This is a genomic window from Xanthobacter sp. NM-25, assembly GCF_022138605.1.
In the GTDB taxonomy this organism is placed as follows: Bacteria; Pseudomonadota; Alphaproteobacteria; order Rhizobiales; family Xanthobacteraceae; genus Xanthobacter.
The window spans coordinates 549,344-570,700 of sequence record NZ_JACBFS010000001.1 but is presented as its reverse complement, the minus strand read 5'-3'; the positions used below and the strand labels follow the sequence as shown (position 1 = coordinate 570,700).

At 68.3% G+C, this 21,357-nt stretch carries 21 protein-coding genes; 9 read left to right on the top strand and 12 right to left on the bottom strand.

The window, feature by feature from the left end; all coding sequences use genetic code 11:
- Window positions 1-281 precede the first annotated feature (281 nt).
- The 6 genes from MEU52_RS02620 to MEU52_RS02595 form a co-directional block, all read right to left on the bottom strand.
- On the bottom strand, window positions 282-839 hold the full coding sequence (locus MEU52_RS02620) for an NADPH-dependent FMN reductase (RefSeq protein WP_238121488.1): 558 nt from the start codon (window positions 837-839) through the stop codon (window positions 282-284).
- 101 nt (window positions 840-940) lie between these two features.
- Window positions 941-2,062, bottom strand: coding sequence for a DUF1513 domain-containing protein (locus MEU52_RS02615; RefSeq protein ID WP_238121490.1), 1,122 nt, complete (start codon window positions 2,060-2,062; stop codon window positions 941-943).
- Between the two features lie 79 nt (window positions 2,063-2,141).
- Window positions 2,142-3,257: an imelysin family protein gene (locus tag MEU52_RS02610; protein ID WP_238121492.1), complete on the bottom strand. Its 1,116-nt coding sequence runs from the start codon at window positions 3,255-3,257 to the stop codon at window positions 2,142-2,144.
- A gap of 20 nt (window positions 3,258-3,277) precedes the next feature.
- Window positions 3,278-4,540, bottom strand: a complete 1,263-nt coding sequence (locus tag MEU52_RS02605; RefSeq protein ID WP_238121494.1) for a di-heme oxidoredictase family protein — start codon at window positions 4,538-4,540, stop codon at window positions 3,278-3,280.
- Window positions 4,540-6,036: a multicopper oxidase family protein gene (locus MEU52_RS02600; protein ID WP_238121496.1), complete on the bottom strand. Its 1,497-nt coding sequence runs from the start codon at window positions 6,034-6,036 to the stop codon at window positions 4,540-4,542. Before MEU52_RS02600 ends, MEU52_RS02605 begins: the two co-directional genes overlap by 1 nt.
- Before the next feature lie 36 nt (window positions 6,037-6,072).
- Window positions 6,073-7,347, bottom strand: a complete 1,275-nt coding sequence (locus MEU52_RS02595) for an imelysin family protein (protein ID WP_238121497.1) — start codon at window positions 7,345-7,347, stop codon at window positions 6,073-6,075.
- A 546-nt stretch (window positions 7,348-7,893) separates the two neighbouring features.
- Between MEU52_RS02595 and MEU52_RS02590 the strand changes: the two genes are divergently transcribed.
- Both MEU52_RS02590 and MEU52_RS02585 read left to right on the top strand, forming a co-directional pair.
- The gene (locus MEU52_RS02590) at window positions 7,894-8,736 is read left to right on the top strand and encodes an FTR1 family iron permease (protein ID WP_238121499.1); all 843 of its coding nucleotides are present in this window, start codon (window positions 7,894-7,896) and stop codon (window positions 8,734-8,736) included.
- A gap of 239 nt (window positions 8,737-8,975) precedes the next feature.
- Window positions 8,976-9,380, top strand: a complete 405-nt coding sequence (locus tag MEU52_RS02585) for a winged helix-turn-helix domain-containing protein (protein WP_238121501.1) — start codon at window positions 8,976-8,978, stop codon at window positions 9,378-9,380.
- Here the strand turns inward: MEU52_RS02585 and modC are convergent.
- The 4 genes from modC to MEU52_RS02565 form a co-directional block, all read right to left on the bottom strand.
- A complete protein-coding gene (gene modC, locus MEU52_RS02580) occupies window positions 9,304-10,488 on the bottom strand; it encodes a molybdenum ABC transporter ATP-binding protein (protein ID WP_238121502.1) in 1,185 nt (394 codons plus the stop codon). The genes MEU52_RS02585 and modC overlap by 77 nt on opposite strands.
- Window positions 10,485-11,177: a molybdate ABC transporter permease subunit gene (gene modB / locus MEU52_RS02575; RefSeq protein ID WP_443265849.1), complete on the bottom strand. Its 693-nt coding sequence runs from the start codon at window positions 11,175-11,177 to the stop codon at window positions 10,485-10,487. Before modB ends, modC begins: the two co-directional genes overlap by 4 nt.
- Window positions 11,178-11,342: 165 nt before the next feature.
- Window positions 11,343-12,152, bottom strand: a complete 810-nt coding sequence (modA, locus tag MEU52_RS02570) for a molybdate ABC transporter substrate-binding protein (RefSeq protein WP_238121503.1) — start codon at window positions 12,150-12,152, stop codon at window positions 11,343-11,345.
- Between the two features lie 236 nt (window positions 12,153-12,388).
- Window positions 12,389-12,916 (bottom strand): DedA family protein, encoded by a 528-nt coding sequence (locus MEU52_RS02565; protein ID WP_238121504.1) that lies wholly within the window; start codon window positions 12,914-12,916, stop codon window positions 12,389-12,391.
- Window positions 12,917-13,317: 401 nt separating this feature from the next.
- On the opposite strand from MEU52_RS02565, the gene MEU52_RS02560 reads away from it, so the two are divergent.
- From MEU52_RS02560 to MEU52_RS02530, 7 genes are all read left to right on the top strand, one after another.
- The gene (locus tag MEU52_RS02560; protein WP_443265847.1) at window positions 13,318-14,982 is read left to right on the top strand and encodes a DEAD/DEAH box helicase; all 1,665 of its coding nucleotides are present in this window, start codon (window positions 13,318-13,320) and stop codon (window positions 14,980-14,982) included.
- A 123-nt stretch (window positions 14,983-15,105) separates the two neighbouring features.
- On the top strand, window positions 15,106-15,381 hold the full coding sequence (gene infA, locus MEU52_RS02555) for a translation initiation factor IF-1 (protein ID WP_238121507.1): 276 nt from the start codon (window positions 15,106-15,108) through the stop codon (window positions 15,379-15,381).
- A 140-nt stretch (window positions 15,382-15,521) separates the two neighbouring features.
- Entirely contained in the window at window positions 15,522-16,016 is a 495-nt protein-coding gene (locus MEU52_RS02550) for a DUF2165 family protein (protein WP_238121509.1), read from the top strand.
- Window positions 16,017-16,289: 273 nt separating this feature from the next.
- Window positions 16,290-17,072 (top strand): ABC transporter ATP-binding protein, encoded by a 783-nt coding sequence (locus MEU52_RS02545; protein WP_443266049.1) that lies wholly within the window; start codon window positions 16,290-16,292, stop codon window positions 17,070-17,072.
- Entirely contained in the window at window positions 17,069-17,881 is an 813-nt protein-coding gene (locus tag MEU52_RS02540; protein WP_238121513.1) for an ABC transporter permease, read from the top strand. The genes MEU52_RS02545 and MEU52_RS02540 overlap by 4 nt, the downstream gene beginning before the upstream one ends.
- Window positions 17,882-17,895: 14 nt before the next feature.
- Complete coding sequence (locus MEU52_RS02535) at window positions 17,896-18,918, top strand: ABC transporter substrate-binding protein (RefSeq protein WP_238121514.1); 1,023 nt, start codon at window positions 17,896-17,898, stop codon at window positions 18,916-18,918.
- A gap of 390 nt (window positions 18,919-19,308) precedes the next feature.
- Window positions 19,309-19,515, top strand: a complete 207-nt coding sequence (locus MEU52_RS02530; RefSeq protein ID WP_238121517.1) for a cold-shock protein — start codon at window positions 19,309-19,311, stop codon at window positions 19,513-19,515.
- A gap of 74 nt (window positions 19,516-19,589) precedes the next feature.
- Here the strand turns inward: MEU52_RS02530 and MEU52_RS02525 are convergent, their stop codons facing one another.
- Both MEU52_RS02525 and MEU52_RS02520 read right to left on the bottom strand, forming a co-directional pair.
- Window positions 19,590-20,219, bottom strand: coding sequence for a L,D-transpeptidase (locus MEU52_RS02525; protein WP_238121519.1), 630 nt, complete (start codon window positions 20,217-20,219; stop codon window positions 19,590-19,592).
- 169 nt (window positions 20,220-20,388) lie between these two features.
- Window positions 20,389-21,231: an alpha/beta fold hydrolase gene (locus MEU52_RS02520; protein WP_238121521.1), complete on the bottom strand. Its 843-nt coding sequence runs from the start codon at window positions 21,229-21,231 to the stop codon at window positions 20,389-20,391.
- Between the last annotated feature and the right edge of the window lie 126 nt (window positions 21,232-21,357).

Sequence of the window (21,357 nt, the reverse complement as noted above, 5' to 3'; positions counted from 1 at the left end):
GGGGGCGCGGCGCTGGAATGGAGGCTGGCGGCGGGTGGGGCGGTCGATGGGGTGGTCTGAAGGCCGGCCCCATCATAAGCGGTGGCCGGGGCGTGGCCATGAGCGGGCGCGACAGTCCCGTCGCGCCGGTCGAATCCCTGCATTCGGCATGTCCTTCCCGGGGGCGCCGTCTTGGTTGCGGCGCATGGAGGTTCCGGCTGGCACCGGCCTCGCTTTTCGGGAACGCATGCTGGCGGAGCCCACGGGGGATTGCAATCCCCCGTGGGCGCGGGACGGGGGCCTCAGGCCCCTTCAGCCAGCTTGTGCTTGCGCACGAAGTCGTGGAATGCCGCCAGCTGCCCCTCGATGAAGGACAAGGTGCCCTGATCGGTGAGCACGCCGTCGGTGACCTTGGTGTGGACGCCGCCCACCATCACCTCGGGCACGTTCATCACCGCCATGTCGAGGCATACCAACACCTGGCGCAGGTGATACTGGGCCCGGGCGCCGCCGATGACGCCCATGGAGGCGGACTGGATGAGGGCCGGCTTGCCCTTCAGCGGCTTGGTGGGCACCCGCGACAGCCAGTCGATGGCGTTCTTGAGGCCGCCGGGAATCGAGTAGTTATACTCAGGTGTGACGATCACCAGCGCATCAGCGGCGGCGACGGTGGTGGCGAGCTGGGCGACGCTGTCGGGAATGCCGGCGGCTTCGATGTCGCCGTCATAGATGGGCAGTTGTGCGATGGAGGGCAGCAGCTCCACGCTCACGCCCTCGGGCGCGATGCCGGCGAGCGCGCGGGCGACGGCCGCGTTGAAGGATCCCTTGCGCACGCTGCCCACCAGAACGACCCATTTCATGGTTCGACCTCTTGTCTCTCACGCCGGCATGATGCCGACACGGAACATGAGCACAAAGCCGCGGTCATGTCAGGCGTCTGCAGATTGCACGCGGGGCCGGGTCAGCCGATCCGCACCATGTGATTGTCGAACCGCGGGCCGCCGGTGCGCCGGCCGGTGATGCCGACGCCGTCGTCATGGGCGGCGATGCGGATGACCTCGCCATAGCCGCTGGCGGCGATGAAGGTGCCGGCCTCATAGGTGGACGCGAGGCTGCAGCCGTCCACCAGCGGCACCATGCCGATGTAGCGTCCGTCGGCGCGCCACACCCCCACCCGGCCGCCCCGCGGCGAGGAACAGGCGACATAGCGCCCCGAGGCATCATAGGCCACCGAGCCCACATAGCCGCGCAGCTCCCGCCAGGCGGTCTCCGGGGCATCGAAGGGCCGCAGCGCGCCATCGGCATAGATGCCGAACAGCAGCGGCCGGGCGACGCCGTCATTGAGCAGGTCCTGCGCCGCCACCACCGTGCTCCGCGCGCCGTCGCGCGCCAGATGGCGCAGGGACAGGCTGGCAAGGTCGTCCGACAGGCGGCCCTCGCCGCGCTGGCCGCCGGAGGCGGGGTCGAGCACGGTGATGGAGGAGCCGGTGACCTCCGCAGCCCGCGCTTCGGGCGTGTGAGGCTCGATGCCGCCATTGGCCACCACCAGCATGTCGCCGGAGCGCAGCAGGTCGTGCGGTCCGTCGCCCTGGGTCGGCCATTCCTCGATGATGGCGAAGCCTCCGGCCACGTCGCGCCGGGCGATGATGCCCCGGCCCATGGTGCGCCGCCCGTCCGCGTCCTGCGGCCGCTCGATCTCGTTGGTCAGGAAGAAACGCCCATCGGGCGTGAAGCGGCCATGGCCGGAGAACACCCGCCCGGCGCCGGGGGTGAAGGTGGAGACGGGGGCGCCGCCCTGGTCCCAGCGGAACACCACCGCCACGTGGCCGGGCCGCCGCCCCACCGCCACCGCCAGCGGACCGGTGGGGCTGGCTTCCACCCCGTGCAGGCGGGCCGGCGCCGGGGCGCGGACATCGGCGGTGTTCGCGGCATCCACGCAGACGGCGGCGAAGCCGTCGTCGATGCCGGCGGTGGAGAGCCAGCCGCCGGTGGGGCCGCGCGCCTCGGCGGCGCCCAGCTGTGTCCACGCCGGCAGGGTGAGCAGGGCACCGAGGGTGAAGCTGCGTCGAGAAAGAAGGCTCATGAACGGGTCTCCCGCAGGGCGAGGGGGTGCGGGTCAATCGGCCCGGTGCGGATCATGGTGCCGGCGCGTCGGCATCGGCTCAGTCGCCATCCAGGGCGTTGAAGCCGAGGGAAATGCCGAAGTAGGAGGCCATCGGCCGGTAGACGGTGAGCTGGGCGGCCTTGAAGGTCTTGATGTCGGCCTGCAGGGCGGCGGCGCCGGCGGCGGTCTCGGCGGCGGTGCCGAGGTCGGCCGGCAGCTTGTCGGCGGCCGCGTCGGCGGCACCGGCGGCTTTGTTCACCACATATTGCGGTCGGCTCGGCATCTGGGTGGCGACGGCGCGCAGGAGATCGTCGGCGCTCTTGACCATGTTGGCCACCACCCGGCCGGAGCGGCCGGAGCGCCAGCTGTCGGCCAGGGCCGGCTTGGCCGCATCGGGCCCGGCGCCCAGAACCGGCAGCAGCTTGGTGTCGGTGACCCGCTGGAAGGCGCCGGAGAGATCGGTGAGGATCATGCCCGGCAGCGCCGCCGCATCGGGGAACAGGGCCGGGTCGCCCTTGCCGGCGGCCAGGGCGGCCAGCAGGCCGGTGCTGCGATCACCCCAGGCGCCCCGCACATCATGGGCGATGGTGGACAGGTTGGTGGCGATGGCACGGCCGAAGGCGCAGCGCCGCTCGGCCTCGGCGCCGGACACCAGCGCCGTCTCCGCCTCCTTGTCGAACAGCAGCCGCTCCAGCGCCGGCAGGCCCTGCACCGCGGCGCTGGTCTGGTCGAAGCGCTCGGGGGAGAGGCGGCCGGCGTCGGCATCGGCGATCACGTCCGCCATGCCGCGGGCGATGCCGTTGCGACGGTCTGGGAAGAAGCTGAAGCGGTCGGCCCGCAGGTTCTGGCTGATGGGGCCGAAGGTGATGAACTCCACCGCGTTCCAGGCATCCGCGGTCTTGCCATAGGCCGCCTTCAGGGCCGGCACGCCGGCGGCATCGGGCTTGGCGCAGAAGCTGGTCCAGGCGGCCTTCTGGGCATCGGCGGCGCTGGCGAGGGCGTCATAGCGCGGCAGCAGCCAGGTTTCGAGGATGGGCACCGCATTGAGCTTGGCATCGGCGGCCGATGCGGGGAGCGGCAGGCCGGCGAGCGCCAGCAGGGTGGTGGCTGCACCGAGCCGGGTGAGCACCTTGCGCGCCGTGGCGAAGGCTGGGCGGGCAATCATCTCAAGCATGCGACACCGTCTTCCGACATCTAGAGGGATGAAACGTACTTCAACAATATAGCTTGCTGGCGCGCGGGCAGGGACTGGAAGCGGGCCGCGGCGGCGGCAGCCTCGCCCCCATGCCAGCGCACCGCCTCGGCCACCGTGCGGGCGCGGCCGTCGTGCAGCAGACCCGTATCATGGGCGAGGGCCTGCGACACACCCGCCAGCGGCGCGGTGCGCCACTGGGACGCGCCGACCCCCGGCTCCGGCATGGTGTCGCCGAGGTCGGGCCCCATGTCGTGCAGCAGCAGGTCGGAGAACAGGCGGGCCCGACCGCCATCGGCGGTGGGCAGTTCCGGGCGATGGCAGGCGGCGCAGCCGCTGCTGGCGAACAGCGCTGCGCCATGTTCCAGGCTCGCGTCCGACAGAGGGCGGGGGGCGGGCACCGGCAGCGACGCCACATAGGCCACCACGCGGTTCAGCACCGCGTCGCCGATCTCCAGGCCCGGGCTGCCGTCGGTGCCCGGCGCGCGGGCGCCGTGCGGCGCCGCCAGGCACGCGGCCTGCGCCGGCGTGCAGTCGCCGGCGGGCGAGGGGTGGTGCGAATTGGACATGCCCATGTCGAGGAAGAACGCCTCGGCGCTCTGGCTGGCGAGATCGGGCTGGCCCGCCTTCCAGCCGAACCGGCCGATACGGACGCTGCCGTCGGGCTGGGGAATGCGGCGGGCTAGCCCGCGCACGCCATCGCGGCCTTGGGCCTGCTCCGCCTCCAGTGCCATGAGGGTGGCATCGGACACCGCCGCCATGGCGCCGCGCCCGTGCATGTCCGGCGCCACCCGCAGCGACAGGCCGCTCTTGGCATCGAGCGGGCCGTAGGCCAGCGCGTCGAGCCGTGGCGCCCGTTGGCGCCGCCCGTCGGGCAGGGGGGTGTCGGTTGTGGCAATGATGCCTTCGGGGGGGAGCCCGGGCACCGCATCGATCTGCAGCCGGCGGCCATAGACCGGATCGGCGGACCCGTCCGCCTGGCCGATCATGACGATGACGCCGCGCCCGTCCAGCTGCCCCCGGGCATCGAACACCGCGCGGGCCCGCCCGCTGGCGGGATGGCAGGAGGCGCAGGAGCGGGCATCGAACAGCGGGCCGAGGCCGTCATCCGCCGTGGTGGAGGAGGGCGCCGGCACCCAGGGACGTTTGAACAGCGCCTTGCCGATATGCACGTCGAGGGAATCCAGCGCCAGCGCCGGGGTCATCCCCAGCAGCAGCGTCAGCACCAGCGCCGCGGCGCCGCGGGGCCGAAGGCGCCCACCCATCATGCCACCCGGAACCAGCCCATGAGGCCGGAATCCATGTGTTCCAGAATGTGGCAGTGGAACACCCAATTGCCGCTGGCCGCCTTGAAGGCGATGTCCACGGTCTCGTTGGGCTCGACGATCACCGTGTCGGCGAGAAACTGCGGCAGGGTCTTCTTCTTCGATGATGACAGCACCTTGAACACATGCCCGTGCAGATGCATGGGGTGCACGTGCTTGGTGACGTTGGTGATGGACAGGACATAGCTCTGCCCGGCCTTCAGCACGTTCAGCGGCGGCGGCAGCCGCAGGTCGGCGCCGGCCCCCCAGGAGGTGCGGTTGATGGCCCAGAAGGTCTTGTCGCCCACGCACCGGGACTCGATGAGCGCCTTGGCGAGGGGATCGTCCGGCGGCAGCGGCGGGGCGATGGCGGTGGCGCCCGCCGAGGTCTGCACCAGAAAGTCGAGATGGCTCGCCCCGGCGATGTCCGGCAGCGGCAACTCCTTCGGCACCGGCAGGGCCTTGGGCTTGAAGGCGGTCTTCTTCCGGCCCTTGTCCACCGCCACCAGGGTGGTGAGCAGATAGGGCTCGGCGGTGCGGTAATCGTAGATCTTCACTTCCTGGCCTGGTCCGGGCATGCGCACATGCACGTCAACCCGCATGGCCGGGCCCATGCGCCACACATTGTCGGGCGCGTCGTTGAGCAGGAAGGGCCTGGTGGCCTGGCCATCGCAGGCGATCACCGCCGCCTCGTCCACGTCACAGCCGAAATCGATGACGCGGGTGGCATCGGCGACGATGGTGCGCACCCGCACGTCGCCATAGGCGGGGGCTTCCACCCGGGGCGGGATGGGCGAGCCATTAACCGCGCGCACGGTGCCGAAGCTGCCGGCGGTGGAGGCGCCTTCATCGGTGAACATGGTGAGGAAGCGACCGGCCTCGTCGAGGCGCCAGTCCTTCACCGCGATGATGTGCTCCAGGTCGAAGCCGAGCTTGCGGTCGGCTGGGTCCTCCACGAACAGGAGGCCGACGAGGCCGCGGCCCACCTGGCCGGTTTCGTCGCAATGGGGATGGAAGAAATAAAAGCCGGGGTCCGGTAGCGGCACGTTATAGGCGAAGCGGCCGCCGGGCGGCACCGTGGGCTGGGTGATGGGGGCGACCCCATCGAAAATATAGGGGCCGCGGATGCCGTGCCAATGCACGGTGGTGGGGTCCGGCAGCCGGTTCTCGAAATCCACCATCAGCCGCGTGCCCTGGGGCGCGCGCAGGGTGAGGAACGGGGTGGTGTTGTAGGCACAGAAGCGGGACGTGGCGGGCTTGCCCGCCCCCAGCAGGGGCACCTCGGTTTCCGCCGCCACCAGCGACAGGTGCCGCTGGGGCGCGTCCGGGGGCAGGGTGTCCACGGCCTCGGGGAGACCCTCGCCAAGGGCGGAGGGGGCGGCCAGGGCCGCGGCGCCCGCCGCAGCCCCTCCCAAGATCAACGCACGACGTGAGATCAACGCACGACGCGAGATCATGGCTTCAGCCTCACTTTCGCGACGGGCGCGCCCGCCTCACTTCTGACCGACCGAGGAGGGGTCGTCGAGGCTGGCGGAGCCCTCCATCTTGATCTGGAGCTTCAGCACAGCCACCCCGCGCTCGATGGCGTGGGCCTGGGCCACCAGGGCATCGACGCCGGCCTGGATGAGCTTGGCGCCCTTCTCATTGCCCTCGCCGAGCATCTGGTCGTAGGCCATCTCGCCGGAATCCGCCGTGTCCTTGATGGCCTTGAGGGCCGCCAGCGCCGCGTCGGACTTCTGGTCGATCTCGTCGGCGACCTTGGGGTCGGCGGCGCGGATCAGGTCGGCCACCGAGGGGCCGGTGACAGCGCTGCCATCGGGCTTGGTGAAGCGGCCGTAATAGACGTCGCGGATGCCCACTTCGTCGTAATAATGGGAGTTGTGGGTGTTGTCCGAGAAGCAGTCGTGCTCTTCCTCGGGATCGTGCAGGATGAGGCCGAGCTTCATCCGCTCGCCGGCGAGCTCGCCATAGGAGAGCGAGCCGAGGCCGGTGAAGATGGTGGCAAGGCCCGCGTTGTCCTTCTTCTTCAGGAGCGCCTTGCGGGCCGCGCCCTTGGGCGCCCACGAGTCGGACATCTCCTTGAGATCGTCCACCAGGGTCTGGGTGGCGACCTTGAGATACTGGCCGCGACGATCGCAATTGCCGTTGGTGCAGGCCTTGAGGTCATAGTCGGTCCAGGAGCGGACGCCGGCGCCCGGGCCGGTGCCGTTCAGGTCCTGGCCCCACAGCAGGAACTCGATGGCGTGCCAGCCGGAGCCCACATTGGCCTCGACGCCGCCGGCGGTGTTGAGATCATGCAGCAGCTTCGGCGTGATCTTGGTGACGTCCACCGTCTTCTTGCCGATGCGGATGGACTTGGAGGCGATCACATTGGCGGTGTAGAGCGGATTCTCATCGGAGGTGTCGCCATACTTGGCCTTGTCCACGTAATCGATGAGACCTTCATCGAGCGGCCAGGCGTTCACGTTGCCTTCCCAGTCGTCGACGATCTTGTTGCCGAAGCGGAACGCCTCGGTCTGCTGGTAGAAGGTGCGCGCGCTCTTCCAGGCGTCCTTGGCCTTCTGCTGGGTCTCGGCGCTGGGCGCCGCGACGAAGGCGTCGATGGCCTGCTGCATCTCCTTCGCCGTGGCGTACGAGGCATCGTACATCACGTGAGCGAGATCGGCATAATGGGTGATCACATCGCGGGCCTTCGGCGCGTCGGCAAACGCCGGGGGCGCAAAGCTCACCACGGCGGCGACCGCGCCGGCAATCCAGTGCGCGCGCATCAACCTCTTCTCCTCATTGGAACATGGCATAAACGATAGGGCGAACGACAACCCGTGAACCCGGCGGCAGATTAGGCAGGCGGGCGCGCCGGGCGCAAGGCGCTGTCCAAATAATGGAATCGTTCTACGGAAAGCTCTCGCTGGGTCATTTGTAGCAAAAGAGTCGCGTGGCCAAGCAAAACTGCATGCTGGCTGCTGCTGCGGATGGCGCCATTGCTCCGCTGCGGGGGGCGCAAATGCGCCGCAAGCGCTTGCGGGCAGGCCCGCGTCCGCCGCTGCCGCGCGCCGGGCGGCAGCGGCGCACAAGTCTGGATAGATTCTAATAAATGGGGCCGCGGATGACAGTCGGCAGGGGTGGGTGTAGGGACTTGTCTGCTGGAACCACGGCTTGAGGCGCCAAAGGCGTCGCCAATCCTTGGGCTCCGACCTTTTTTGAGTATTTCTAAACTGAAATTTCCAGCCGCGGGTTCCGGTGTCGGGCCTGCGGTGAGCAGATGCCGAGGCCCAGTTGCTTCATCGCGGCGCGGCGTGAATGGGAGATCTGTGATGTTGGCGGCCCTCCTCGTCGTGTTTCGTGAAGTGCTGGAAGCGGGCATCGTCATCGGCGTGGTGCTGGCCGCCTCCGAAGGCATCCACGGCCGCGGCCTGTGGATCAGCGCCGGCGTTCTGGGCGGCGTGCTCGGCTCGGCCCTGCTCGCCATCTTCGCCGAGCGCATCTCCAATCTGTTCGACGGGTCCGGCCAGGAGGTGCTCAACGCCGGCATCCTCGCGGTGGCGGTGGTGATGCTGGTGTGGACCGTGGTGTGGATGGCGAGCCACGGCCGCGAGATGGTCATTCAGATGCAGGCCATCGGCAAGGATGTGCAGGAAGGCCGCAAGCCGCTCACCGCTTTGGCGGTGGTGGTGGGCATGGCGGTGCTGCGCGAGGGCGCGGAGATCGTGCTGTTCGTCTATGGCATCATGTCCACCGGCATGGAAACCGTCCCCAACGTGCTGATCGGCGGCTTGCTCGGGCTGGCGGCCGGCGCCGTGGTGGCGTTCGTGCTGTATCGCGGCCTGGTGGCGGTGCCGCTGAAATACCTCTTCAAGGTGACCGCCGCGGTCATCACCCTGCTGGCCGCGGGCCTGTCGGCCCAGGTGGTGGGCATCCTGCAGGATGCCGGCTTCATCCAGTCGCTGGCGGATCCGGTCTGGAATACCAGCTGGCTGCTCGCCGATGACGGCGCGGTGGGACGGGTTCTGCGCACCCTGGTGGGCTACCGCGCTGAGCCGACCGGCATGCAGGTGATCGCCTATCTGGCGACGGTTGCGGTGATCGTCGCGCTGTCGAGCATCGTCAACACGCGGATTGCCCGGGCCAAGCAGCTGGGCCGCCCCGCGCGGGCCTGAGCTGCCCGCCGGCGCGGGAGTGCCCCCGGCAACCCGCGCCGCGACATGTTCGCCTCGTCTCGATGGCGCGGGCAACGCGTGGTGGGCATCCTCTGGCGAGCCTCCCACTTCGGAAGTCGGCCTTTGGTGGCGTGAATGGTGGATTCGCGCTATGTGGGAGCAGCGCCTGGGCCGTCGGCCGGCGCTCCGCAGATGGCGCGGCCCGATCGCCGGCGCCGCCCGCACGCAGAGGAGACACCGTGACCCAGGACTCTTCATCGCGCCTGTTTCTGCGCGTGGATTTTCCGGATGGCCGCCGGCTGGGCCCCGGCAAGATCCGGCTCTTGGAGGCCATCCGCGAGCATCGCTCCATCCTCGCCGCGGCGAAGGCCATCGGCATGAGCTATCGCCGGGCCTGGCTGCTGGTGGATGAACTCGACCACATGTTCGAGCAGAAGGTGATCCTCACCTATCCCGGCCGGCGGGGCGCCGGCACCGAGGTCACCGCCTTCGGCGAGCGCGTCATCGCCCTCTATCGGGCCATGGAGCGGCAGGCCGCCAAGGCGGTGCGCAGCTCGCTGGATGAGCTCACGAGCTCTCTTGCGGCAGAGAGCGGGCAGACACGAGACGCAGACCCGGCGCCGCTGAATGCGAAGGCGGGGTGAAAGGCTCGTCGCGCGCCTCGAAATGGGGCGAGCGGCTGTCCACGGCGACCGCCTTGATCATCGCCCAGACCGGCATGCCGGGCTCGAGGGCGAGCCGTTCCACGCTTTCGACAGTGACGAGGGCATGCAGCAGACCTTTGTGCGGTAATTCCACCGCCACATCGGCATAAGGCCCCTCCTCGCGGCGGATGTCGCGGATGACGCCGGACAGGCGGTTGGTCACCGAAACGTCGATGGGCCGGGACAGGGAGAGCGCCACGTCGCGCGAGCGGATGCGGGCCCGCACCGGCGCACCCGGCGGGCGATCCACCAGTGGCACCCGCAATTCGCCGTCGGCGAAGGTGATGGTGGACAGGGCGAGGCTGATGTCGTGGCTCTTCACCTTGCACTCGAAGATGGTGCCGAGATCGAACCGCCCCAGCACCGGCAGCAATTCGCGCCGTGATAGCACCTCGGACAGGGGGCCGGCGGCGATCACCGTGCCGTTCTGCACCGCCGCCACCACGTCGGACAGGCGCAGCACCTCGTCGATGGAGTGGCTGACATAAAGGATGGGCAGGCGCAGGTCGTCGCGCAGCCGCTCCAGATAGGGCAGGATCTCCGCCTTGCGCATCTCGTCGAGGGAGGCGAGGGGCTCGTCCATCAGCAGCAGGCGCGGCTGGGCCAGCAGCGCCCGGCCGATGGCCACGCGCTGGCGCTCGCCGCCGGAAAGGGTGTGCGGCCGCCGCTTCAGCAGCGGCTTGATGCCCAGCATGTCCACCACCGCATCGAAACCGATCGACTGGTCGTGCCGGGCGCGCCGCTGGCCGTAGCGCAGGTTGTTCTCCACACTGAGGTGGGGGAACAGGCGCGCATCCTGGAACACATAGCCCACGCGGCGCTTCTCGATGGGCAGGTCGATGCCCTTGGCGGAATCGAAGAAGACCTCGTCACCCACCTGGATTCGCCCCTTGTCCGGCTTCACCGAGCCGGCCACCACCTGGATGATGGTGGTCTTGCCCGAGCCGGAGCGGCCGAACAGGGCGGTGACGCCCATGCCGGGGGCGCTGAAGTGGGCTTCCAGGCTGAAGCCGGTGCTGCGGGTGAGGCTGACGTCGATCTCGATCATATCCGCCCCAATGCAATCTTGATGCGCCGATCGGCCATTTCCGCCAGGATCAGGGCGCCGAGGGCCAGGACCACGGACACCGCCGTGAGCCGCAGGGCCATGGCGTCACCGTCGGGCATATGGGTGGCGCTGTAGATGGCGAGCGGTATGGTGCGGGTCTGGCCTTCCACGTTCGACACGAAGGTGATGGTGGCGCCGAACTCGCCCAAGGCGGAGGCCAGGGAGATCAGCGCGCCGGACAGGATACCCGGCAGCATCAGCGGCAGCGTCACGGTGAAGAAGGCGTCGAGCTTGCTGGCGCCCAGGGTGCGGGCCGCCGTCTCAATGCCCTTATCAACCCCGTCTATGGCGAGGCGGATGGCATTGACGGAGAGCGGAAAGCTCACCACGGCGGCGGCCACGGTGGCGCCGGCGGTGGTGAACATGAGGCTGATGCCGAACCAGTCGTACAGATATTGGCCGAGATAGCCGCGGGTCCCCAGAGTGATGAGCAGGATATAGCCGACCACGACCTTGGGCAGCACCAGGGGCAGGTGGACGATGCCGTCGAACAGGCCTTTGCCGGGAAACTCGACGCGCGAGAGAATCCAGCCCACGAAGATGGCCGGCGGCATGCTCCAGACGGTGGCCCAGAACGCCACCCTCAGGCTCAGAACCACCGCTGTCCATTCATCCGGTGTCAGCAGCATGAGAAAAATCCGGCCAGCAATGTCACAAAAATTCTAAACCGAACGGAGCGTCGAGGCGATGCGTAATGCCCCGCTCCGGCAAATGCGGCAGCTCACGTCCGTCGGCCAAGCGGCGGGCGGCGCCGCGCTCGGGTCCGGCCAAGCGGCCGGACCCGATGGCATCACTCATTTCACGACGAAGCCGTACTTCTTGTAGATGTCCTTGGCCTCGGGGCTGGTCAGGAAGGCGAAGAAGGCCTTGGCCTCGGGGGTGTCCTGACCCTTCACCAGGGCGAACGGATATTCCACCGGCGGGTGGCTGTCGGCCGGGAACACGGCAACCACCTTTACATTCTTGGCGATGGCGGCATCGGTGGCGTAGACGACGCCATAGGGCACCTCGCCACGCTCCACCAGGGCGAGGGCGGCGCGCACGCTCTCGGCGCCGACGATGCGGGGCGCCACCTTGTCCCAGACACCGAGGTTGGTGAAGGCGGTCTTGGTGTAGATGCCCGCCGGCACGCTGTCGACGAGGCCGGTGGCGATGCGGCCGTTGGGACCCAGCAGCGCCTCGATGTCCATGCCCTTGGTGATGGTCACCGGCTTGGCCTTGTCGGCGGGGGCGATCAGCACCAGCGCGTTGCCGATGGGCACCACCCGCGAGGAGGGAATGATGAGGTCCTTCTTCTCCACATAGTCCATCCACTTGATGTCAGCGGAGGCGAAGATGGAGGCCGGCGCACCCGCTTCCATCTGCTTGGCCAGGGCGGAGGAGGCGGCAAACGAAAATCTCACATTCGGCTTGCCCATGGCCTCGTAGGCCTTGCCGATGTCCTGGAAGGCATTGGTGAGGCTGGCGGCGGCGAAGGTGGTGACGGTGGCGCTGGCGGCGGTGGTGGCCGCGACGGGCTGTTCCGCCCGGGCGGTGCCGACGAAAGCGGACGCAACCAGCAGGCCCAAAACCAGGCCGCGCCGCGGGAAGGCAAAATTCATCATGGCAATGATCCCCCTTTTGGTATGTTCTTTCATATATAGGATAGGCTAGTGAGACAAGGTTGCTGATGCCGCACTGCGGTAGGCGTTTCAGACCCCCGCGGGTCGCGCTGCTGGGGGCGAGGCTAGCGCCTGTTTCTGGCGCCTCGCGCATCGGTGGCTGGCGCGGCAAAACGCCCGCGACAGGGGTGTCGCGGGCGTGGGTGTCGGTGAGGGGATTGAAGGGCTGGGGTTGGGCCTCAGGCGAGCCCCATCCATTTCAGGGCCAGGGCGCCGGGCGCCAGCATGGCGAAGGCCCAGAGCCCCGCACTCGCGACGTTGGCGATCTGGAAATGGCTCTGGCGCATGGCCAGCACCCCGGCGACCAGCGGCACCACCGCGCGCACGGGGCCGAAGAAGCGGCCCACGGCCACGCCCCAGACTCCGAAGCGGTGGAAGAAATCCTCCGCCCGCACCACCAGGTCGGGCCGACGCGAGAGTGGCCAGAAGGTCTTCGCCCGTTCCTTATAGTGGAAGCCGAACCAATAGGAGACGGCATCGCCCAGCGAGGCGCCGGCGGCGGCGGCCAGCCAGATGGGGAAGAAGTGCAGGCCCGAGGCTTCGATCAAGGCGCCGATGGCCAGCAGCAGCACCGTCGCCGGGATGAAGAAGGAGATGAGCGCCAGGGACTCGCCAAAGGCGAGCCCGAACACCACAGCCGGCGCCAGGTGCTGATGCTCCTTCACGAAGCTGACGGTCAGGTCGATCAGGGTCTGCGGGTCGAACATGGGGCCTCCGCCCGCCATGTGGGGCGGCGCGCGCGCGGGGTCAAGGAGACATCCGGCGGCGGCGCCGGCAGGGCGGTGTCTGCGCGCCCACTGCGGCGAAAAAACGTGCGGTGGCACCGTTTGGTCTAAAAAAGCGCGGGGGCTGGCTGCGGCTGCCTTGAAATCGTCATGGGAATGCGTCATATGCGCTGCCGTAGCCCGGCATCGGGTGGCGACGTTTTCGCCCCACACTGTGATGCCGGCGCTTTCGGGCCGCGTAGCGGAGACCGCTCGGAGCTTCTCCTCGAAGTGTCGCAGGCGGCTTTGCCCGAATTCAATGTTTTCGATTGGACACCCCTGGCCACGCGGGATGTCGAAGATCCCGCGAACCGCGTGTTCGCGGCCGCTTTCGGCCGCGCGCGATGCCGTTCGCCCATGAAAGACAGAGCTTGACCTCTTTTTCTGCTCTCGGCCTCGCCGAGCCCATCGTCCGTGCCCTCACTGAAGAACAGCACGTGACGCCGACGCCTATTCAGGCCGAAGCCATTCCCCAGATTCTCGCCGGCCGCGACCTCATCGGCATTGCCCAGACGGGCACCGGAAAGACCGCCGCCTTCGCCCTGCCCATCCTCGATCGCCTGGTGCGCCATGGGCGCCGCCCGGAGCCGCGCAGCGCGCGGGCCCTGGTGCTCTCGCCCACCCGTGAGCTGTCGGGCCAGATCGTCGACAATTTCGAGAAGTTCGGTCGCCACAGCCGCATCTCGGTGGCGCTCGCCATCGGCGGCGTGCCCATGGGCCGGCAGATCCGCGCCCTGGCGCGTGGGGTCGACGTGCTGGTGGCCACCCCCGGGCGGCTGCAGGATCTGGTCGAGAACAACGCCGTGCGGCTCGACCAGGTGGAAGTGTTCGTGCTCGACGAGGCGGACCAGATGCTGGACATGGGCTTCGTCCATGCCATCCGTGCCATCGTCAAGCGGCTGCCGCAGAAGCGCCACTCGCTGTTCTTCTCGGCCACCATGCCGCCGGCCATCTCCGATCTCGCAGGCTCCATGCTGCACGAGCCCGTGCGCGTGGCGGTGACGCCGGTGGCCAAGACCGCCGATCGCGTCGATCAGCGGGTGATCCTGGTGGACAAGTCCAACAAGGCGCAGCTGCTGGCCGAGGTGCTCTCCAAGGAGCAGATCGACCGCGCCCTGGTGTTCGCTCGCACCAAGCACGGCGCCGACAAGGTGGTGCGCGTGCTCGCCAAGGTGGGCCTCGCCGCTGAGGCGATCCACGGCAACAAGTCGCAGAACCAGCGTGACCGCGTGCTGGCCGCCTTCCGTGAAGGCACCGTGCGCACCCTGGTGGCCACCGACATCGCCGCCCGCGGCATCGACGTTACCGGCGTCAGCCACGTCATCAATTTTGACCTGCCGAACGTGCCGGAAAGCTATGTGCACCGTATCGGCCGCACCGCCCGGGCGGGACGGGAAGGCATCGCCATCTCGTTCTGTGACCAGGAAGAGCGCGCGTATCTGCGGTCCATCGAGCGGCTGATCAAGATGCAGATCCCGTCCGAGGATCGGCGCGGGTCGGCGGCCACCTTCGCGGTGCCGGAGGGCGAGCCGATCACCACCGCTCTGGTGGATGAGCCGCGCGAGCAGCGTCGCGGGCCGCGGGGCGCCGGGCGTCCCAATGGTCAGCGTCCGGGCGGTCAGCGCTCCGGTGGCGCGCGCGGGACGGGGCAGCGCCCCGCCGGCGAGGGCCGCCGCAGCGACGACAACCGCGGCAACGGCCAGCGCGCCGAGCGCGACGGGGCGACCCGCCGCGAGGGGGCGCCCGCCGGTGGTCGCGGCAAGGATGCCCGCGCCGATGCGGCCGGCGCCGGCCGTGATGCCCGCAAGGCGGGCCCCGCCCGTGAGGCGCGGCCCCACGGCGCCCGCCCGCAGCAGCCCCGCTCGGAAGGGCGGAGCGCCGGCCGTGGCGACGACGCCCGTTCCTCCGGTGGAGAGATGGGCGGCATCGGCTTCATGAAGGCCGTGTCGAACCGATCGGGCCAGCGCAACCCGCCGCAGGGCGGCGGCGCCAAGCGCCCGGCACGGTGATTGCTGGGGTCCGGGCCGGCGGAAAAAGCTGCCGCCCGGACATCTCACCTATGGGCCGATGCGCGGATTCGTGACATAAGCCCGCCACGTTTGCCCCAACGGGGCCATTGGAGACGAGTCTATATGGCGAAGGAAGAACTGCTGGAGTTCGAGGGAACCGTGACGGAAGTGCTGCCCGATGGCAACTTCCGCGTGCGTCTGGACAACGACCATCAGATCCTGGCCTACGCGGCCGGCAAGATGAAGAAGAACCGCATCCGCACCATCGAAGGTGATCGGGTGGTCGTGGAGATGTCGCCGTACGATCTCGATCGCGGTCGCATCAACTTCCGTCACAAGGCCGAAGGGTCTGGTCCGCCTCCCGGCGCCCGTCGTCAGCAGAATTTCCGGCGGCGCTGAGCGAGCCTGTTCCCGGCCCGTCCGGTTAGGGTGTCGCGGACCACGGCGTCCGCGCACCCCTGCTTGCGTTGTCTTGCTCGCGTTGTCTTGCTTTGCGTTATCTTGCGGGCGCGCGGCAGTGGAAGACGGGGGAGGCGGGGATGGAACTACGCTTGACCAAGGTGGTGCTGGTGGCGGCGCTGGCGGCCTATGCGCTGCTGGTGGCCTACGGCAACCTGACCGATTACGCCTCGAACTATGCCTTCGTGTCCCATGTGCTGAGCATGGACACCACCTTTCCCGGCAACGCGCTGATGGGCCGGGCCATCACCGATCCGCGCCTGTGGCAGGCGGCCTATGCCGCCATCATCGCCGCCGAGGCGCTGTCCGGCCTGCTGTTGGCGCTGGGCGCCGTGCAGCTGCTGCGCACCCTCAAGGCGCCCGCGCCGGCCTTCGAGCGCGCCAAGCGCTTCGTCTATCTGGGCGCCAGCCTCGCCTTCCTGCTCTGGTTCTTCGGCTTCATGGTGGTGGCGGGCGAGTATTTCGCCATGTGGCAATCCCATGACTGGAACGGCCAGGAGAGCGCGTTCCGCATCTACATGGCGGTGCTCGGCGTGCTGCTCCTGGTGGCGCTGCCAGATCGCGACCCGGCCTGAGAGCACCCTGCCGGGCCCCTTTGAGCGTCCTCCACAGCTGAGATGCTTGCTTCTCCTGCCCGGCCCCCGCTAGGTTGCGCGCCCCGGTCCGAATGGGCCAATCATGCTGCCCCAAAGGTGTCGCCGTAACAGCGCGCTACAGGGGCGCGGCCCCACTGGACCGGACGGATAACCGCCGGAAGGGCGAGGGAGGAAAGGGTGTCGCCAGTCGTCAACGCGATCCGCACGCAGGCGGATGCGGCGCCATGCGCCGTGTCCCTGGAGGGGGTGCGCATTGCTTTTCCCAATGCCAAGCCCGGCGGTGCGCCTTTCATTGCCGTGGATCAGGCCAGCCTCGACATCGCCGATGGCGAGTTCGTGGCCATCGTCGGCCCCACCGGCTGCGGCAAGTCCACTCTGCTCAACGCCACCGCCGGGCTGCTGACGCCGGCGTTCGGCCGCGTCTCCATCTTCGGTGAGCCGCTCTCGGGGCTCAATCGCAAGGCCGGCTACCTGTTCCAGGCGGAAGCGCTGTTTCCCTGGAAGACGGCGGTGGAGAACGTGGCCATCGGCCTCGACATTGTCGGCACCCCCAAGGACGAGGCGCGGGCCGAGGCCCGCAAATGGCTGGCGCGGGTGGGCCTTTCCGCCTTTGCCGATCGCTATCCGCACATGCTCTCGGGCGGCCAGAGGAAGCGCGTGGGCCTCGCCCAGGTGCTGATCCGCCACCCCAAGATCCTGCTCATGGACGAGCCGTTCGGCCCGCTCGACGCCCAGACCCGGCAGATCATGGGCAATTTGCTGCTGGACCTGTGGAGCGCCGACCGTAAGGCGGTGCTGTTCGTGACCCATGACCTGGAGGAGGCCATCGCGCTGGCCGACCGTGTGGTCATCATGGGCGCCGGGCCGGCGGCCCGCATCATCGGCGAATGGCGGGTGCCCATTCCCCGTCCCCGCGACATCGACGTGCGGCTCGATCCGGTGTTCCACCAGCTGCACCGGGAGATCTGGGCGGCGCTGAAGGAAGAAGTGGTGAAGGGCTACAAGCAATCCGAATCGGCGGAGCAGGGGGCATGACGCGCAATCGGTGGTCTCTCCTGGCCCTGCAGCTCCTGGTCGCGGTGGTGCTCATCGGCCTGTGGCATGTGGGCGCCACGGTGAAGTGGAACCTGCCGTCCCTCTCCGCCAAGCCGTTCTATGTGCTGGACCCGTTCTTCTTCTCCACGCCGGGGGCGGTGTTCGCCCGCACCTGGGCGGATTTCTATTCGGGGGCCATCTGGTATCACCTGGGCATCACTTTGCTCGAAACCCTGCTGGCCTTCTTCATCGGCGCGGCCGGCGGCGTGCTCATCGGCTTCTGGTTTGCCCGCAAAGCAGTGCTGGCGGCGGTGTTCGATCCTTATGTGAAGATGGCCAATGCGCTGCCACGGGTGGTGCTGGCCCCCATCTTCGCCTTGTGGCTCGGCCTTGGCATCTGGTCCAAGGTGGCGCTGGGGGTGACGCTGGTGTTCTTCATCGTCTTCTTCAACGTCTATCAGGGCGTGAAGGAAGTGAGCCCGACCCTGCTGGCCAATGCCCGCATGCTGGGCATGAGCGAGCGCCAGCTCATGCGGCACGTGTTCTGGCCCTCCGCGCTCACCTGGATGTTCTCCTCGCTCCACACCGCCGTCGGCTTTGCGCTGGTGGGCGCGGTGGTGGGCGAATATCTCGGCTCGGCGGCGGGGCTCGGCTATCGCATCCACCAGGCGGAAGGGGTGTTCGACGTCACCGGCGTGTTCTCGGGCATGCTGGTTCTGTCCATCTTCGTGATCCTGATTGATACGCTGGTGAGCGCCATTGAAAAACGGCTGTTGGTGTGGCGTCCCGCGCCCGCCACGGCCCAATGAGGGGGAGGAAACCCATGGGTGTGTTCAAGACGATGACGGCCGGCGTGCTGGCGCTGGCGGGATTGGCGGCCACCTTTGCGGCGCCGGCGGCGGCGCAGCAGGCGGAGAAGCCGCAGGTGACCATCGGCGTCGGCGGCAAGCCGCTGCTCTATTACCTGCCGCTGACCGTCGCCGAGCGGAAGGGCTTCTTCAAGGACGAGGGACTCGACGTCTCCATCAACGATTTCGGCGGCGGTTCCAAGTCGCTGCAGGCGCTGGTGGGCGGCTCGGTGGATGCGGTGACGGGGGCCTATGAGCACACCATCCGCATGCAGGCCAAGGGCCAGGACATCGCCGCGGTGATCGAGCTCGGCCGCTTCCCCGGCATCGTGCTGGTGGCCGGCAAGGACAGTGGCATCAAGAGCGTGAAGGACCTGAAGGGCAAGAAGGTGGGCGTGACCGCGCCCGGCTCCTCCACCAACTTCTTCGTCAACTTCCTGCTCGCCAAGGACGGCCTGAAGCCCGAGGACGTGTCGTTCGTGGGTGTCGGCGGCGGCGCCTCCGCGGTGGCGCAGATGAAGCACGGCGGCATCGACGCCATGGCCAATCTTGACCCAGTCATCACCAAGCTGGAGACCGACGGCGACGTGGTGGTGCTGGCCGACAGCCGCACCGAGGAGGGCAGCACCGCGATCTTCGGCGGCGCCAACCCGGCGGCGGTGCTGTATCTGAAGCGCGATTTCGCCACCCAGAATCCCGTCACCACCCAGAAGCTGGTCAATGCCTTCCACAAGGCGCTGGAATGGCTGAAGACCGCGACCCCGGAGCAGGTGGCCGAGGTGGTGCCGCAGGAATATCTGCTGGGCGACAAGGCGCTCTATATGGCGGCGGTGAAGAACTCCATGCCCATGTATTCGCTCACCGGCGTCATTCCCGAGGACGGCATGAAGAATGCCCTGGGCATGCTGGTGGAGTTCGATCCCGAGCTCAAGGCGGCCAATGTGGACCTGTCCAAGACCTTCGACGGCTCCTTCGTCGCCAAGGCGGGACAGCACTGAACGACACGGATTCACCGGCGGGGCCCCCGCCGGTGATCTTTGTGCAAGATCTTTCACTCTTGCCCTTGAAACGCCGCAGTTGGTCCCTATATCCCACTCAACCCAGTCGCAACGCGCGTTTTCAGCGCGTGCGGGAGACGGACGGATGTACTCCGATCTCGCTGTGGCAAGGGTGTTCGTTCCTCCGCTTGCATTTTTCGATATGCGCGGAGGAGCGGACCGACTGGGACAGTTCGTCGTTCGGCCTGCTTTCTCTCGTTTCCTTCGGGCCACGACACAAAAGCCTTCCTTCTTCGGATTGTCCTGCACCGGGCGTTGGCAGCGCCGGGCCGTTCATGGCCCCGCGCCAACGCCGGGCTCGCACGCCGAGCCTGAGCAAGGAGGCCTGTCATGGCCACGGGAACTGTGAAATTCTTTAATGCCCAGAAGGGCTTCGGCTTCATCCAGCAGGATGAGGGCGGTCCGGACGTGTTCGTCCACATCTCCGATGTGGAGCGTTCCGGCATGTACGGCCTGAACGACGGGCAGAAGGTGTCTTTCGACGTCGTCCCCGACAACCGGGGCAAGAGCAAAGCGGCCAATCTCGCCGCGCTCTGATCTCGTATCCTCTGCACTGCAGACGAAAGCCCGGGCCTCAGGCCCGGGCTTTTTGCGTTCCGGAGGGCGCGCGTTCAGCGCTGGACGTAGACGGTGGCGCCCACCCGCACCCGATTGTAGAGGTCCACCACATCGTCATTGGTCATGCGGATGCAGCCGGAGGACACCGCCTGGCCGATGGTCTCCGGCTCGTTGGAGCCGTGGATGCGGTAGAGGCTGGAGCCCAGATACATGGCGCGGGCGCCGAGCGGGTTGTCGATACCGCCGGGCATGTAGCGCGGCAGGTCCGGGCGGCGCTTGAGCATCTGCGGCGGCGGGGTCCAGCCCGGCCATTCGCGCTTGGCGCTCACAGTCTTCACCCCGGACCAACGGAAGCCGTCGCGACCAACCCCCACGCCATAGCGGATGGCCTGGCCCGGCGCCGTCACATAATAGAGCCGCCGCTCCGAGGTGCGGATGACGATGGTGCCGGGGCGATACTTGGAATCGAATGCCACCGACTGGCGCGGGATGGGCGAGGAGCCGCTCACCATCCCCACGTCGGCGGAGTTGGTGTTGAACAGCTTGTTGAGGTTGAACGGATCGAAGGGAAAGCGGTCGTCGGCCTGGGCCGGAGCGGCCAGCAGGAAAGCGGAGGCCGTTGCGGCGGCGATCAGAGAGGGGCGCCGCAAGACGTTCCGCAGCAGCTTCGTCACATGCATCATGGCGTTCGGTCTCGTCTCAAGGGCCAGCCGGAAAGCTGGCCGGTCTCAGCGACACGCACCGCCCCCGCGTGTGCGACTTCACGTTGTCGCCACAAATGGGGCATGCCTGCAACTTCTTTGTGGCATCGGCGTTCCCCGGTGCACGCGAGTGTGATGGCGCCTGGCGCCCTCAATCGCCGGCCACATCCGTGTTCAGGAAGTGCAGCAGCGCGCCATTGAAGGCCTCCGGCGCCTCCAGGAACGGGGCGTGGCCCACGCCCTCGAACAGGGCGAGGCGCGCGCCGGGGATGATCTCGGCGAGGAAGTGGGCCATGGCCGGCGCCACCACCTCGTCATGGGTGCCCTGGGTCACCAGCACCGGCACATCCAGCGCCCGCAGCACCGCGTCGTAATCGGCGGTGCGATCGAACAGGTTGGCGCGCACCTGGGCGGGCACCACCATATTGAAGGCCAGCAGGGTTTCCATCAGCTCCCGGGGCTGCTCGGCGGCGAAGCAGCGACGGAGAAAGGTGCGGGTGGCGGCGATGTTATCCGCGAGGTCGGCCGAGCACATCTGCCGCATCAGCCGGTTGCAGGTGCCGTAGAACTCCCGCGCATTGTGGGTGGCGGCATCCACGAACACGATGCCGGCGATGTCGGCGGTGCCGTGATGCAGGAGATAGTCGCCGATGATGCGCCCGGCGTAGGACCAGCCCACCAGCACCGGGCGGCTGAGGCCCGCGGCGCGGATCACCGCTGCCAGCTCGTCCGCCCACAGGCGGCCATCCCTGTAGGCGGCAGGGTCGAGCGGCTTGTCGGAGCCGCCATGGCCCCGAAAATCATAGGTGACCCTGCGGAATGGAGCCAGGACCTCGGCGCCGGTCTGCTGCGCCCAGCACAGGCCGCATTGGGAGAAGCCGTGGATGAACAGCAGCTCGGGCCCGCTGCCCGCTCCCCATTCCTGCACCCGGATGTCGAGTTCATCGGGGGTGCGGACGGCGAGGGTGCGGGGGGCGGTGGGGAGCAGGGTCATCGGGGCCTCGCGGCAGGAGGGGGAAGGCGGTGGCTCGGCTCTTATGCGGGAGGGTGCGTTAAAGCATCTGCAACCGGTTTCCGGCAGGAACAGACACCACGACGCGCAGTGCGGGCAAGGCCCGCC